Source organism: Pseudomonas lini (genome assembly GCF_964063345.1).
GTDB lineage: Bacteria > Pseudomonadota > Gammaproteobacteria > Pseudomonadales > Pseudomonadaceae > Aquipseudomonas > Aquipseudomonas lini_B.
In genome coordinates this window covers 2162779-2176886 of the sequence record NZ_OZ061318.1, presented here as the reverse complement: position 1 = coordinate 2176886, position 14108 = coordinate 2162779, and the positions used below count along the sequence as shown (strand labels likewise).

Below are 14108 nucleotides of genomic sequence, written 5' to 3'. Positions count from 1 at the left end.
ATAGACTAGTGATCAGGGTAAAACGCCACGCGAGGAAGATGTCATGCACATATTGCTGACCGGCGGTACTGGTTTGATAGGACGTCAACTCTGCCAACACTGGTTGAGTCAGGGACATCGCCTGACAGTCTGGAGTCGCACACCTGCAAAAGTTGCCCAAGCCTGTGGCACTCAAGTACGTGGAATCGCACGACTGGAGGACCTGGGTCAAGAGCCGGTGGATGCCATTATCAATCTCGCGGGGGCCCCGATTGCCGATCGGCTCTGGACTCATAAACGCAAAGCCTTGTTGTGGAGCAGCCGGATCACCCTGACCGAAACCCTGCTGGCCTGGCTCGAAAGCCGCGAGCAGAAACCGCAGGTTTTGATTTCCGGCTCCGCGATTGGTTGGTACGGCGACGGTGGTGAGCGGGAATTGACTGAAGAATCGCCACCGGTCATTGATGATTTCGCCAGCCAGTTGTGCGTCGCCTGGGAGGAAACCGCGCAGCGCGCCGAAGCCTTGGGCATTCGCGTGATCCTCATTCGTACCGGGTTGGTGCTGTCCGCCGAGGGCGGCTTTTTGTCGCGGCTGTTGTTGCCGTTCAAACTGGGGCTGGGCGGGCCGATCGGCAATGGTCGGCAGTGGATGTCGTGGATTCATATCAAGGATCAAATCGCCCTGATTGATTTTCTTCTGCACCGCAATGAGGCCAGCGGTCCATATAATGCCTGCGCGCCCAAACCGGTGCGCAATCGTGAATTCGCCCAAACGTTGGGTAGCGTGTTGCATCGTCCGGCGTTCATGCCGATGCCGACCCTCGTGTTGAAGGTGTGCCTGGGCGAGTTGTCTTTGTTGTTGCTGGGTGGCCAGAAGGCCATGCCGGCTCGCTTGCTGGAAGCGGGCTTCACTTTCCAGTTCACTGATTTGCGCGCGGCGTTGGACGATTTGTCCAGCCGCCTTAAGAAATAGGACGTTGCATGACCGATCACGCGTTGCTTCTGGTCAACCTGGGTTCACCCGCTTCCACCTCGGTGGCGGATGTGCGCAGCTACCTCAATCAATTTCTGATGGACCCGTATGTGATCGACCTGCCGTGGCCGGTGCGGCGTTTGCTGGTGTCGTTGATTCTGATCAAACGCCCAGAGCAATCGGCTCACGCTTATGCGTCGATCTGGTGGGCGGACGGCTCGCCACTGGTGGTGCTCAGCCGTCGTCTGCAACGGGCCATGACCGCGCAGTGGACCCACGGGCCGGTGGAACTGGCGATGCGCTACGGCGAGCCATCCATTGAGTCGACATTGGTTCGTCTGGCGGCTCAGGGTCACAAAAAAATCACCCTGGCGCCGCTCTATCCGCAGTTCGCCGATAGCACCGTGACCACGGTAGTCGAGGAAGCCAAACGGGTGGTGCGGGAGAAGAAACTCGACGTGCAGTTCTCGGTTCTCCAGCCGTTCTACGATCAGCCGGAATACCTCGATGCCCTGGTGGCCAGCGCCAAACCTTATCTGCAGCAGGATTACGATCACCTGCTGCTGAGCTTTCATGGTTTGCCGGAACGGCACCTGAAGAAGCTAAATCCGGGTCACAGCTTCGAAGGTGGCGGCGATTGCTGCGCCGGTGCGCCGCCGGAAGTGGTCGCGACCTGTTATCGCGGTCAGTGTCTGCGCACCGCGGCAGAGTTTGCCAAGCGCATGGGCCTGCCGGACGGTAAATGGTCGGTGTCGTTCCAGTCGCGTCTGGGGCGGGCCAAGTGGATCGAACCCTACACCGAAGCGCGCCTCGATGAATTGGCCAAAAGTGGTGTGAAGAAAGTCCTGGTGATGTGCCCGGCGTTCGTCGCCGATTGCATTGAAACACTGGAAGAGATCGGTGATCGCGGCAAGGAGCAATTCCGCGAAGCAGGAGGGGAGGAGTTGGTGCTGGTACCGTGCCTCAACGATGATCCGCAATGGGCCAAGGCGTTGAACGCATTGTGCGAGAGAGCGCCGCTGGTTTTGTAGGAACACACTTTGAAGTGAAGGAGGGCTTGTTGTGGCGAGGGAGCTTGCTCCCGCTGGGTCGCGAAGCGGCCCCAAAATCTTTGCAGTCGATGAAGATTTTGTGAGTGCTGCGCACTCAAGCGGGAGCAAGCTCCCTCGCCACAGGGGATTGAGTCGCCTGTTACAACGACTCTTCCGCCTGCTTGTGTTTCCAGCTGTCATTGCCCGGCAGCAACAGGTTCAGCGCAATCGCCACCACCGCGCACAGCGCGATGCCTTTGAGGCCGAAATCCTCCGGGCCAGTTCCCGTGCCGACCAATACGCCGCCAATCCCGAACACCAGCGTCACCGAGACAATCACCAGATTACGGGCTTCGCCCAAGTCGATCTTGTGGCGAATCATTGTGTTCATCCCCACCGCGGCAATCGAACCGAACAACAGGCAGAGAATCCCGCCCATCACCGGCACCGGGATGCTTTGCAGCAGGGCGCCGAACTTGCCGATGAACGCCAGGCTGATCGCAAAGATCGCCGCCCAGGTCATGATTTTCGGGTTGTAGTTTTTGGTCAGCATCACCGCGCCAGTCACTTCGGCGTAGGTGGTGTTGGGTGGGCCGCCAAACAGACCGGCCGCGGCGGTGGCAATGCCATCGCCGAGCAGGGTGCGGTGCAGGCCGGGCTTCTTCAGGTAATCGCGACCGGTCACGCTACCGACCGCGATCACGCCGCCGATGTGCTCGATGGCCGGAGCCAGGGCTACCGGAACGATGAACAGAATCGCCTGCCAGTTGAATTCCGGCGCGGTGAAGTGTGGAATCGCGAACCACGGTGCAGCAGCGATCTTCACGGTGTCGACCACCCCGAAATAGAACGCCATCGCAAAACCCACCAATACACCGGAGATGATCGGTACCAGGCGGAAAATGCCTTTGCCGAATACCGCGACGATCAGAGTGGTCAGCAGCGCCGGCATCGAGATCAACATCGCCGTCTGGTAAGCAATCAGCTCGGTGCCGTCGCCGGCCTTGCCCATCGCCATGTTGGCAGCGATCGGCGCCATGGCCAGGCCGATGGAGATGATCACTGGGCCAATGACCACTGGCGGTAGCATGCGGTCGATGAACCCGGTGCCTTTGATCTTCACGGCAAGGCCGAGGAAGGTGTAGACGAAACCCGCCGCCATCACGCCGCCCATGGTCGCCGCCAGGCCAAACTGACCCTTGGCGAGAATGATCGGCGTGATGAAGGCGAAGCTCGAGGCGAGGAACACCGGCACCTGACGCCCGGTGACGATCTGGAACAGAATCGTCCCAAGGCCTGCAGTGAACAGCGCCACGTTCGGGTCGAGACCGGTAATCAACGGCATCAACACCAGCGCGCCAAAGGCCACGAACAGCATCTGCGCGCCCGACAACACGGTGCGCCAGAGCGGATCGTTGAACTCTTGCTGCATGCTCAAGCGTCCTTTTGCTTGGTGCCGAAGATCTTGTCACCGGCATCGCCCAAGCCTGGGATGATGTAACCGTGTTCGTTCAGTTTTTGATCGATGGAAGCGGTGTAGATGATCACGTCCGGGTGAGCCTTCTCCACGGCGGCGATACCTTCTGGCGCGGCGACCAGGACCATTGCGCGGATGTCCTTGCAACCGGCCTTCTTCAGCAGGTCGATGGTGGCGACCATCGAACCACCGGTGGCGAGCATCGGGTCGATGATCATCGCCAGGCGTTCGTCGATTTCCGGCACCAGTTTTTCAAGGTAGGTGTGGGCCTCGAGGGTTTCCTCGTTGCGGGCCACGCCGACGGCACTGACTTTGGCGCCCGGGATCAGGCTCAGTACGCCTTCGAGCATGCCGATACCGGCGCGCAGGATTGGCACCACGGTAATTTTCTTGCCGGCGATTTTCTCGACCGACACCGTGCCGCACCAGCCTTCGATGTCGTAGCTTTCCAGCGGCAGGTCTTTGGTGGCTTCATAGGTCAGCAGGGCACCGACTTCCTGAGCGAGCTCACGGAAATTCTTCGTGCTAATGTCGGCGCGGCGCATAAGGCCAAGTTTATGACGGATCAGCGGATGGCGGATCTCGAGGATGGGCATGGGAAAGGCTCCGGGGGCGGGCAAAAAAAACCGGCCCAGATTAATCTATCCGAGGGTGTTGTCCTATAGACATATAGAACGTTAGTCCACAAACGCTTGATCTGGCCGTGCGGGATGCGTACCTTTGCCCGCTTTTCCTCTGTCCGTCCCCCTTGGAGAGCGCCATGTCCGCTGATCTCGAGCATATCCGTCAAATCATGCGAGAGGCTGACTGCCTGTACACCGAAACTGAAGTCGAGGCGGCCATCGCCCGCGTCGGTGCACAAATCAACGATCAGCTGGCCGAGAGCAATCCGGTAGTGTTCTGCGTGATGAACGGTGGGCTGATTTTCTCCGGCAAGCTGCTGACCTATCTGAACTTCCCGCTGGAAGCGTCCTACCTGCACGCCACCCGCTATCGCAACGAAACCAGCGGCGGCGACCTGTTCTGGAAGGCCAAGCCGGAAGTCTCGTTCATCGACCGTGACGTGCTGATCATCGACGATATTCTCGATGAAGGTCACACCCTGGGCGCGATCATCGACTTCTGCAAACACGCTGGCGCCCGCGCCGTGCACACTGCCGTGCTGATCGACAAGGACCACGACCGCAAGGCTCGTCCGGACCTGAAAGCCGATTTCGTCGGCCTGCCATGCATTGACCGTTACATCTTCGGCTACGGCATGGACTACAAAGGCTACTGGCGTAACGCCAACGGGATTTTTGCCGTTAAAGGCATGTAAGCCCGGCTATCCCTTTTCCTGTGGGAGCGTGGCTTGCCCGCGATGGCGTCGGTGCATTAAGCATTAATGTGTCAGACAGATCGCTATCGCGGGCAAGCCACGCTCCCACAGGGATCTGTGTCCATAGAAATATCTTCGTACACCCATGCTAGAGTGCTCGGCCCCGCCCCCGGAGCCATCCATGAGCCTTTTGATCCGCAGCTGCGCCGCCCTGTTGCTGACCGTCAGCCTGCCCCTGGCCGCCGCCCCGTCGCCGATGCATGCGCAGTTTTTGCCCCCGGACGACTTGACCCTGCGCGATGCTGAACCCGAGCAGCAGCAACTGTTGCAGATCACCGAGTATTCGGTGGTGATCGGCAGTCAGCGTCAGTCCAACCAACAGCCGATCCCGGTTACATCACCATTGCTGATCCGCCTCAAGGGCAAATCCTTGAACAAGGGCGCCACCATCAGCCAGGTATTGGTCAACTTCGATGGCGAAAGCAAAAGCCTGAAAAAGCCGATCTACGACGAAAAAAGCAAAACCCTGACCCTCTATTACCCGTTGGCCCAATACCGGGTGGTGATCGACTTGTTGCGCAATGACACGGTGTATTGCCAGTTCCTCAGCTACGCCAACGGCCATATCTGGGCCGATTTGCACACAGGCAGCGTTCGTCCGCGTTGAGCCTGGCGCCTGCGCAGGGGTAAACTGCCCGCCCCGTGAAATGTCTGCGAGCTGGAGTCGGCAATGCGTAAAGATAAGAAGCAAGTGATTGGTGACGAGATCGGCGATGAGCAGATCAAGCTGTTCCTCGATTTTGAGCCGGTCGACGCCACTTCACCGTCGCTGCACAAACTGATCAAGGCGTACCGTGGCCTGCGCATCGATGACTTCGAGCGTTTTCTGACGTTCTTTGTTGAAGCCGGCCATGACCTGGATGGGAAGGATGAGCACGGTAATGACTTCGTCGCCCTGATCAAGGATCAGCGCAACGCCGCCGAGTACATCGAGCTGATCAGCAAGGCTCGCGTTTAACGTAGGCATTTGTGGCGAGGGAGCTTGCTCCCGCTTGAGTGCGCAGCGCTCACAAAAATCTGCGCCGTTCGCAGAATTTCGGGGCCGCTTCGCAGCCCAGCGGGAGCAAGCTCCCTCGCCACAAAGATTGTTTCACCGCACACAAAAAAACGCCCCGCCCTCAATGAGGACGGGGCGTTTTTTTAGGCCGAATCAAGCGTAGCTTTCGGTCTCGTTACTGGCTTCAACCAGTTCCAGCGCGACGTTGTTGTGCGCATTGATCTTGCGATACAGCGCAGCGTCGGTTTCCAGAACCTTTTCCCGAGCCGGGAAGATTTCCGCGAGCTTGGCAGCCCACTCGCCATGGGCCTTGTTCGGGAAACATTTCTCGATCAGCTCAAGCATGATCGAAACAGTCACCGAAGCGCCTGGGGATGCGCCGAGCAGGGCCGCAAGTGAACCGTCCTTGGCCGCGACCAGTTCGGTACCGAACTGCAGAACGCCGCCTTTCTTCGGGTCTTTCTTGATAATCTGCACCCGTTGGCCGGCCACTTCCAGGCGCCAGTCTTCGGCTTTCGCTTCAGGGTAGAAACGACGCAGGGAATCCAGACGCTGCTCCATCGACTGCATCACTTCGCTGACCAGGTACTTGGTCAGGTCCATGTTGTTTTTGGCCACGGCCAGCATCGGGCCGATGTTGCCGGCGCGGACCGACATCGGCAGGTCCATGAACGAACCGTGCTTGAGGAACTTGGTGGTGAAACCGGCGTAAGGTCCGAACAGCAGGGACTTCTTGCCATCGACCACACGGGTGTCCAGGTGCGGCACGGACATCGGTGGCGAACCTACCGCAGCCTGGCTGTAGACCTTGGCCTGGTGGTGCTTGACCACTTCCGGGTTGTCGCAACGCAGCCATTGGCCGCTGATCGGGAAACCGCCGAAGCCTTTGCTTTCTTCGATGCCCGAAGCTTGCAACAGTGGCAGTGCAGCACCGCCAGCGCCGAGGAACACGAACTTCGCATCGACATCACGGGTATTGCCGCTGTTGACGTCCTTGATGCTGACAGTCCAGCCACCGTTGTTACGCTTCAGACCCGTCACACGCTTGCAGTACTTGACCTGGGCATCAGGCGCGCTGGTCAGGTGCTTGAGCAATTGGTTGGTCAGGGCGCCGAAGTTTACGTCGGTGCCGTTCATCACGCGGGTGGCGGCGACGACTTCGTCAGCCGGGCGGCCCGGCATCATCAAGGGCATCCACTCGGCCATGGTGGCCTTGTCTTCGGTGTATTCCATGTCCGAGAAGGCGTGGTGCTTGCTCAGCGTCTTGAAACGTTCCTTGAGGAAGGAGACGCCGTCGTCGCCCTGCACGAAGCTCAGGTGCGGCACCGGGCTGATGAACGATTTGCACGAACCGAAGGTGCCTTTCTTGGTCAGGTAGGACCAGAACTGCTTCGACACCTCGAACTGGGTGTTGATGTGCACGGCTTTCTTGATGTCGACGGTGCCGTCGGCGGCCTGTGGCGTGTAGTTCAGCTCACACAGCCCGGCGTGACCGGTACCGGCGTTGTTCCACGGATTGGAACTCTCCGCGGCACCGGAATCCATCAGCTCGACGACTTCCAGCTTGATCGCGGGGTCGAGCTCTTTGAGCAGTACAGCCAGGGTGGCACTCATGATGCCGGCCCCAACCAGTACTACGTCGACTGCTTCGTTATGCGCCATTTAACGCGTCTCCAAAATCTGCAGCACCAAATTGTCGGCATAGCTGCCAGGCGTTCCGGGGCGTGTCAGTGATGCCCCAGGTACCCATGGCCAGGATCGCCATGTCCGAATCTTCGCAATTTTTCGCAACTTCGACGGATGCATGCGGCCTGGCCTCAAGAGTCACATGAACTCATTTCGGCACGCGGCTGGCAATTCGACTTATGGTCGAGACATCCGTTTGTGCAACCAAATCCGTAGCGGACAGGCTTCAGGCTCCGGTGTTCGAGGAATACTCGGTCCTGTGTCGTTGGGCTGTTGTAGACGCTAATGGTGCATGTTCAGACGCAAAACTATTCATTTGCTCGCCACACTCTTGTGAAGTTGTGAAAACCCGTTTTTTTCACGCTCTTTTGAAGACGTGAACCTCAAAAAAGGGCTGTCCCAGCCTGGCACCGTGCCCGGATGGAATGCCGCCATGGGATACATGACAAGCAAAACGGGCAAACAGCTCAGTGACCGAGCGTAATGACAGCTCTGCAGATTCGCGAAAAGTGGTGTTTTTGCTTAGGGAACAGCAAGCGCGCCAGCTTCACTCGATCTGTGTGGGCGGCTCTCTGTGGGCGGTGCGGGGGTGTCAATACCGAGGCATTGACGATGCTGCGAGGCCCGATCAGGAGACGTCCTTATAATCGGGGGGAGATTGTAGCGAAGAAACGCAGGGAAATGGTCGTGTTTAATGACTTTTATTAGGCGTCCGGTCAGGTGGTCAACAGTTGTTGCGCACGAGCACGTGGCTGGTGCTGGCTGACACGGGCGCTGGCGGGTAGGGGATGGTGCAGCCAGTTGAGGCGGATTTCTTCGATTTCGACCCAGCCATCGCCCATGGGCTGCAGGCTGCACTGTTTGAATGCCTGGCAACGGCCATCGCGGTCGAGCAGGGCAAAACAGCGATGCAGTGGGCGTGGCGCGAACAGGGAGATGAGAACACGCATGGCAACGTACCTTGTGGGTGACTGTCGTGAAGCTTGCCAGTGGGCGATGACATGCCTGTGTCTGGGCGATGACAGATGTGTGACAGGAACCGCTCTGTGCCGGGTTTGTCAGAGATTTCAGTAATCGTTGTTCGAAGCTAGTTCGCCGCAGTGGCGCACCGCTATACTGCGGGTAATGTTAGTGCCTGTTTCTGGAGAGAAGAGCATGTTGCAACGCCTGTTGTTCGGTTTGATCACTGTGACCAGTTTGACCCTCGTCGGCTGCGCCCACAGCCCGCAACAACTGAACCCGGAACCCAAGCTGACGGCTCAGCTGGCGCCGGTCGGCCGTGGTCAGCCGGTGGTGGTGCGCGTGGTGGACGGTCGTCCGTCGCCAACGCTGGGGACTCGTGGTGGCCTGTATCCGGAGACCAGCGCGATCACCGTGCAGGGCGCGCAGATTCTGCCGAAGCTGCAGGCTCAGGCTGAAGCGGCCGTGCGCTTGCTGGGCTTTACCCCAACGGCCAATGCGCTGAATGCACCGCAATTGACGGTGACCCTGGCCGAGCTGAAGTATCAGTCGCCCAAGGAAGGCCTGTATGTGACTGAGGCAACGATTGGCGCGACGTTCCGTTCGGATGTGCAGAATGCCAACCGTCGTTATAGCGGTCGCTACGGTGCGTCGCTGGATCAGCGTTTTGGCATGGCGCCGAATCAGGAAACCAATACCAAGCTGGTCAGTGATGTATTGAGTGACGCGTTGACCCGCTTGTTCAAGGACCCGACGATTGGTCAGGTGCTTGCCGAGTAACGGTTTGCGGCTTGTTAAAAGAACCCGGTGTCAGTGATGGCGCCGGGTTTTTTTGTGTCCTTTGCGGGAGCGGGTTTGGTCGGGATGGCGGCCTTTGGGCCGACCATGTTTTGGTTGGTGGTGTACATATCCGTTGCTGCGGTAACGGCGGCTTATGGTTTCGCCCTTACGGCGACTCCCTTTTTTACAAGCGCCTAAAAAAGGAAGCAAAAAACGCTCGCCCCAAGCGTACGGCCCCTCGCTAAGGCTCGGCGTTCCTTCGCTCCGGTATCCATCTGGGGGCATCGCCCTACGGTCTGCTTCGCTACGACCTACATGCGATGGGTTCGACTGCGTCGAACGGCGCTGCGCGCCAATCCCCAGATGAACACCTCCACTCAGCCTCCCGAAGGGGCGGGTGGATCAAGATCAAAAGCTGCAGGCGAGCTAACGCTCGGCCTGTTGAGTGGTGAGGGGAGGGCGGGTGTACGCCGCTCTACTGTGGGAGCGGGCTTGCCCGCGAAGGCGGCCTGACAGCCGACCAATTTCTCGCAGATGGACACGATTCAACTGTAGAAGCGAGGCTTGCCCGCGAAGGCGGCCTGACAGCCGACCAGTCTCTCGCAGATATACACGATTCAATGTGGGAGCGAGGCTTGCCCGCGATGGCGGCGTGTCAGGCTACCTCCATGTCGAATGTGAGAAAGCCTTCGCGGGCAAGCCTCGCTCCTACAGGGGATTAGCTGTGTGGCGCAGCTTTTGGTATGGCAACGTTATCCAGCATCCGGTTCACCGCCAGTTCGGCCAGCATGACGATCTGTTGAATCGCCATCGCCGTGTGCCGGTGCGGCCCTTCCAGATACCCCGCAAAATCACTCGCCATCACACTGGCCTGGGCCAACGATTCACAGGTATGGGCCAACAAGTCTTCGTCTTTGATATCCGGCGCAACCATATACATCGTGCTCGGTTTGCGGGTCGCGGGTGATTTGAGGGCGGCTGGGTTGAGGTAGTGATCGAGCGCGCGGTTAGCTGCTTCGTGGAGTTTTTTTGAATCGAGGGATTCGTAGGGGGAAACGTCGTCGGTTTCTGGGGGATTCGGTGTTTCTTTGAACATGGTGATGCTCCGAATGAAAGGTTTAGCTGCCACGATCGCTGCGACGCGATTGAAGGAGGCAGCTGTACGCGGGGTCGCAGACCGAGCCATTCGGAAACCCGGCATACCCGAAGGTATCCCGCGCACAGCCACCATCAAACCAAACGACTAGCACCGAAGCGCTCCGGTTTGGGCCGGCGATTATGCACCAAATGAGCTGAACTGAACGGACTGCGACGCCCGGTCGCTGATGTGCAGCGACCCCCAAAGCCTATCCACCCCATTTCCGAGCGACAACCTTCAAAACCTGTCGGAATCTTCCCTTTCAATCACTGCGTTTGTAGGACGTTCAAGCCGCCTCTGAATAAAAATCCAGGACACTCACCCCCGTCAGCAAATCCGCTTCCGGCAAATCCGCATGTTGATGCCCGCCCAGCGCGCAATACACCAGCCAATGCCGGTCCTGTACGTTGAAGGCGAGGCTGCCGACTAAGGTTTGTTGTTCGTCGCTTTGGGCAATGAGGTAGAGGCGGTCCTGGTTTTCGGCGTGGAGCATGACGGAGTCCGTGTCGGTTTCGAGGGGCAACAGACTGGCGGATTCAGATGACGGCGTCGTGACACAGAACAGTAATCGACTAAATGGTTTCGTTATTTGTCGGAAAGCCGGGGCAGGTCGGAGCGCTTTCGGTAGAATCCGCGCCGTGGTCGTCGGTCCGGCGTCTGCTATACCGGTTTGCCTGAGGTTTGTGATGTCGCTGCAATTGATTTCGCTCTTTACCGCTCATCCCGCCAAATTGATCAATTTGCTGGCCTTGCTGTTAGCCTTCCCGGGCGGCTGGTTGCTGCACGCCACCCGTCGCCGCGAACAGCGCGCCCTGGCCAGTATCGAAGCGCAGCGCCAACGTCGTCCCAGTGAAGAGCCAACGCTGGATTGGGCGACCCTGCGCATGAACCGGTTTTTCTACCGCTTCGGTTTCGCCTGCCTCGGGATGGCGTTGCTGGTGTCGTGGATCAGCACCCGCGTCTGAAGATCTGACACAAGCCCCTGTGGCGAGGGAGCTTGCTCCCGCTGGGCTGCGAAGCGGCCCCAAAAACGGCCACCTCTGTTATCTCAGACACACTGCGAGCACTGACTTTACGACTGCTGCGCAGCCGAGCGGGAGCAAGCTCCCTCGCCACAGGTACAGTGCCTGACTGTCTTACCGCATCAAGGCAAACAAAAACGGCGCCCCGAAGGCGCCGTTGTTGTTTCCAGCCAAAATCGCTTACAGCGGCAACCCGGCCTTGACCCGATACTGATTGCGCACCGGCGTCGCATATTGCAGCACCATAAACGGACGATGCTCCTCAGGGCAGGCATCCAGCCGACGCTGCCATTCTTCCTGGGCCTTGGCCAGTTCGTCAGCCGCAAACACCTCGGCCGCTTTCGGCACCTGCAGTTGCGGGTCGGCGTCTTTCCACTGGGCATAGGCCAGGTAGTGCGCCGGGAACAACCGGTAACCGCTGAGGATCTGCTTGTCCATTTCGATCGCCAATTGCTTGGTGTCTTCGAACAGTTCAGTGATCGGCGCGGCGAAGTTCACGTGGACCCGGCCTTTGTAACCGGTGATGCCTTTGGCGATGCTCACGTCATCCTCGCCTGGCACTTTGCTGTAGCTGCCGGTGGTGGCGCGGATGTACAGCTCGCGGGCCTTGGCCTGGTCGCACGGATCGTATTCGTAGCTGATCGACACCGGGGTGAGGTTCAGCGAGCGAATGACTTCGCCGAACGGCTCGTCCTTGCGGCTCATGTGGAACATCTTGAGGATCGCCGACTCGGTACGGTCGTCGCCGTCCTTGGCCCGGCCTTCAGCCTGGGCGATCCAGATCGAGGCGCAGTCGTTGCGGATCGAATGGTTGATGTACGCTGACAACAGCTGATACGCCGCCATTTTTTCCCGGCGGCCGGTGATCGAACGGTGCACGATGAAGCTCTTGTTCAGGCGCATCAAATCGCTGACAAAAGGCTTTTGCAGCAGGTTGTCGCCAATGGCGATGCGCGGGGTCGGCAGGCCGGCGTGGTACACGGCGTAGTTGACGAAGGCCGGGTCCATCACGATGTCGCGGTGGTTGGCGATGAACAGGTAGGCGCTGCCAGACTTGAATTGTTCCACGCCGGTGTACGTCACACCGTCCGTGGCACGCTCGATGGTGTGGTCGACGTAAAACTCGACTTTGTCCTGCAATGTCGCCACCGACGTGATACCGGCGAACTCACGGCGCAGCCGATGAGCTATAAGAGGTTTGAGCATCCAGCCGAAGGCACCGGCATAGCGCGGGAAGCGGAAGTGGATGAGGATATCTAGAAACGCCTTGTCACCAAGCAACCGGTTCAATACTGCCGGGACTTCGCTGTCGTCGTAAGGTCGGATGGCATCGAATTCGCCCATCATGCTCTCTTGTTAGAAACGGCTAGGGTAAGTAAAGGTTTTGATAAAAAACCAACGGGGCACGGTCTGAAAAGGTAGCCAGACGAAAATAGCCCTGCAAATAGACCGGCGATTATACGCACAAGTCACCTGGGAGACCGCGATGCTGGAAACTGCGCAGTATGAATGTCCGTATTGTGGTGAAGTGGTTGAGACTTCTGTAGACCTGTCAGGAGGCGATCAGACCTATATCGAGGATTGTCAGGTGTGTTGTCGGCCGATTACGTTTGTGTTGCAGGTTCACGGAGAGGAATGGCATCTCGAAGTCCGCAGCGAAAATGAATGAGAGGGCGGCCCATGCAGCGCATCTACGAACCGGAAAACCTGATGGAAGGCGAATTGCTGCAAGGCATGCTCGCCAGCGAGGGTATCGAAGCGCATCTGGTTGGGCGTGATTTGGTCGGCGGCACAGGCGAGTTACCGATATTCGGCCTGCTGGGCCTATCGGTCGATAACGACCAGGCCGAATACGCCCGGGAGCTGATCACCGCGTACAATGCCGCGCTGCCGCTGTCCGGCGATGAACCGGACAGTTTTCCCGGCACGCTGGTCTGTTAGGCTGACGTTCGTTTGATCAAGAGTCGTATTGCCCCATGTGTGGACGTTATGCCCTGTTTCGCTGGAACCCCGCTTTTGCGGCCCTGCCCGGATTCCCCGCCGATCAGCAGGCCCAGTGGAATATCTCCCCCAACGATTCGGTGTTGATGCTGCGTGCCGGCGCAGACGGGCAACGCGAGTTGGCCCGCGCCCGCTGGGGCCTGACGCCGCCGTGGCTGACCGACCTGTCTCGCACCCCGGCCCATGCCCGCGCTGAAACCGTTGCCGAACAACCGATGTTTCGCGAAGCCTTGCGCCTGCGTCGCTGCCTGCTGCCGGCCAATGGTTTCTACGAATGGCGCGGCACCACACGCAAACGTCCGTACTGGCTGACCCCGGGGGAGGGTTCGGCGCTGTTCTTCGCGGCGATCTGGGAGGCGTATCCGGTGCAGGAACAGGTGTGGTTGAGTACGGCGGTGATCACCCAGCCGGCTTCGAGTCAGCGTCGACCGTTGATTCTCGATGCGGCGGGGCAGGAAGCCTGGCTCAACCCCGAAACGCCGTTGCATGCCTTGCAGGCGTTGCTGGCCAGTGAACCTGCGGCATTGCGCGAGCGGGTGCTGGCGAACCTGGTGAACGATCCGAAGCTCAATGGGCCGGAGTGTTTGACTCCGGGTTGATGGGGTGTCTGGGCTGACGTCATCGCGGGCAAGCCCGCTCCCACAGGGATTTATGGCGTTCACAAAACCTGTGGGAGCGGGCTTGCC

Annotated in this window: 17 protein-coding genes; 10 read left to right on the top strand and 7 right to left on the bottom strand. The window is 59.0% G+C overall.

The features are described from left to right. Window positions 1–43: 43 nt before the first annotated feature. Together AB3226_RS09730 and hemH are read left to right on the top strand one after the other, a co-directional pair. On the top strand, window positions 44–952 hold the full coding sequence (locus tag AB3226_RS09730; RefSeq protein WP_367372920.1) for a TIGR01777 family oxidoreductase: 909 nt from the start codon (window positions 44–46) through the stop codon (window positions 950–952). 8 nt (window positions 953–960) lie between these two features. Beyond that, the gene (hemH, locus tag AB3226_RS09725) at window positions 961–1983 is read left to right on the top strand and encodes a ferrochelatase (RefSeq protein ID WP_367372919.1); all 1023 of its coding nucleotides are present in this window, start codon (window positions 961–963) and stop codon (window positions 1981–1983) included. A 160-nt stretch (window positions 1984–2143) separates the two neighbouring features. Here hemH and AB3226_RS09720 read toward each other — a convergent pair whose 3' ends face one another. Both AB3226_RS09720 and upp read right to left on the bottom strand, forming a co-directional pair. Then, window positions 2144–3415: a uracil-xanthine permease family protein gene (locus AB3226_RS09720; protein WP_367372918.1), complete on the bottom strand. Its 1272-nt coding sequence runs from the start codon at window positions 3413–3415 to the stop codon at window positions 2144–2146. A gap of 2 nt (window positions 3416–3417) precedes the next feature. Next, the gene (gene upp / locus AB3226_RS09715; RefSeq protein WP_367372917.1) at window positions 3418–4056 is read right to left on the bottom strand and encodes a uracil phosphoribosyltransferase; all 639 of its coding nucleotides are present in this window, start codon (window positions 4054–4056) and stop codon (window positions 3418–3420) included. 164 nt (window positions 4057–4220) lie between these two features. Here upp and AB3226_RS09710 point away from each other — a divergent pair, with 164 nt between their 5' ends. From AB3226_RS09710 to AB3226_RS09700, 3 genes are all read left to right on the top strand, one after another. Then, a complete protein-coding gene (locus AB3226_RS09710; protein WP_367372916.1) occupies window positions 4221–4778 on the top strand; it encodes a hypoxanthine-guanine phosphoribosyltransferase in 558 nt (185 codons plus the stop codon). Window positions 4779–4959: 181 nt separating this feature from the next. Continuing rightward, window positions 4960–5445, top strand: coding sequence for a hypothetical protein (locus AB3226_RS09705; protein ID WP_123719506.1), 486 nt, complete (start codon window positions 4960–4962; stop codon window positions 5443–5445). A gap of 63 nt (window positions 5446–5508) precedes the next feature. Continuing rightward, on the top strand, window positions 5509–5796 hold the full coding sequence (locus AB3226_RS09700) for a PA4642 family protein (RefSeq protein WP_367372915.1): 288 nt from the start codon (window positions 5509–5511) through the stop codon (window positions 5794–5796). Window positions 5797–5988: 192 nt separating this feature from the next. Here the strand turns inward: AB3226_RS09700 and mqo are convergent, their stop codons facing one another. Then, entirely contained in the window at window positions 5989–7497 is a 1509-nt protein-coding gene (gene mqo, locus AB3226_RS09695) for a malate dehydrogenase (quinone) (protein WP_367372914.1), read from the bottom strand. 740 nt (window positions 7498–8237) lie between these two features. After that, on the bottom strand, window positions 8238–8471 hold the full coding sequence (locus AB3226_RS09690; RefSeq protein ID WP_367372913.1) for a hypothetical protein: 234 nt from the start codon (window positions 8469–8471) through the stop codon (window positions 8238–8240). Window positions 8472–8676: 205 nt separating this feature from the next. Between AB3226_RS09690 and AB3226_RS09685 the strand changes: the two genes are divergently transcribed. After that, window positions 8677–9261 carry a YajG family lipoprotein gene (locus AB3226_RS09685; RefSeq protein WP_007905851.1) on the top strand — a complete coding sequence of 195 codons (585 nt, stop codon included), beginning with the start codon at window positions 8677–8679 and terminating at the stop codon, window positions 9259–9261. Window positions 9262–9979: 718 nt separating this feature from the next. On the opposite strand, the gene AB3226_RS09680 is transcribed toward AB3226_RS09685, so the two are convergent. Then, entirely contained in the window at window positions 9980–10357 is a 378-nt protein-coding gene (locus AB3226_RS09680; protein WP_367372912.1) for a DUF6124 family protein, read from the bottom strand. 328 nt (window positions 10358–10685) lie between these two features. Next, window positions 10686–10892, bottom strand: a complete 207-nt coding sequence (locus tag AB3226_RS09675; RefSeq protein WP_030129737.1) for a hypothetical protein — start codon at window positions 10890–10892, stop codon at window positions 10686–10688. A 193-nt stretch (window positions 10893–11085) separates the two neighbouring features. On the opposite strand from AB3226_RS09675, the gene AB3226_RS09670 reads away from it, so the two are divergent. Continuing rightward, window positions 11086–11364, top strand: a complete 279-nt coding sequence (locus AB3226_RS09670) for a hypothetical protein (RefSeq protein ID WP_367372911.1) — start codon at window positions 11086–11088, stop codon at window positions 11362–11364. A 237-nt stretch (window positions 11365–11601) separates the two neighbouring features. On the opposite strand, the gene AB3226_RS09665 is transcribed toward AB3226_RS09670, so the two are convergent. Continuing rightward, complete coding sequence (locus AB3226_RS09665; protein ID WP_367372910.1) at window positions 11602–12765, bottom strand: 1-acyl-sn-glycerol-3-phosphate acyltransferase; 1164 nt, start codon at window positions 12763–12765, stop codon at window positions 11602–11604. Window positions 12766–12907: 142 nt separating this feature from the next. Between AB3226_RS09665 and AB3226_RS09660 the strand changes: the two genes are divergently transcribed. The 3 genes from AB3226_RS09660 to AB3226_RS09650 are packed head-to-tail and all read left to right on the top strand — an operon-like array spanning window position 12908 to window position 14021. Beyond that, complete coding sequence (locus tag AB3226_RS09660) at window positions 12908–13090, top strand: CPXCG motif-containing cysteine-rich protein (protein WP_123501273.1); 183 nt, start codon at window positions 12908–12910, stop codon at window positions 13088–13090. Between the two features lie 11 nt (window positions 13091–13101). Further along, entirely contained in the window at window positions 13102–13362 is a 261-nt protein-coding gene (locus tag AB3226_RS09655; protein WP_367372909.1) for a putative signal transducing protein, read from the top strand. A gap of 35 nt (window positions 13363–13397) precedes the next feature. Next, window positions 13398–14021: an SOS response-associated peptidase gene (locus AB3226_RS09650; protein ID WP_038981601.1), complete on the top strand. Its 624-nt coding sequence runs from the start codon at window positions 13398–13400 to the stop codon at window positions 14019–14021. Window positions 14022–14108: the final 87 nt, after the last annotated feature.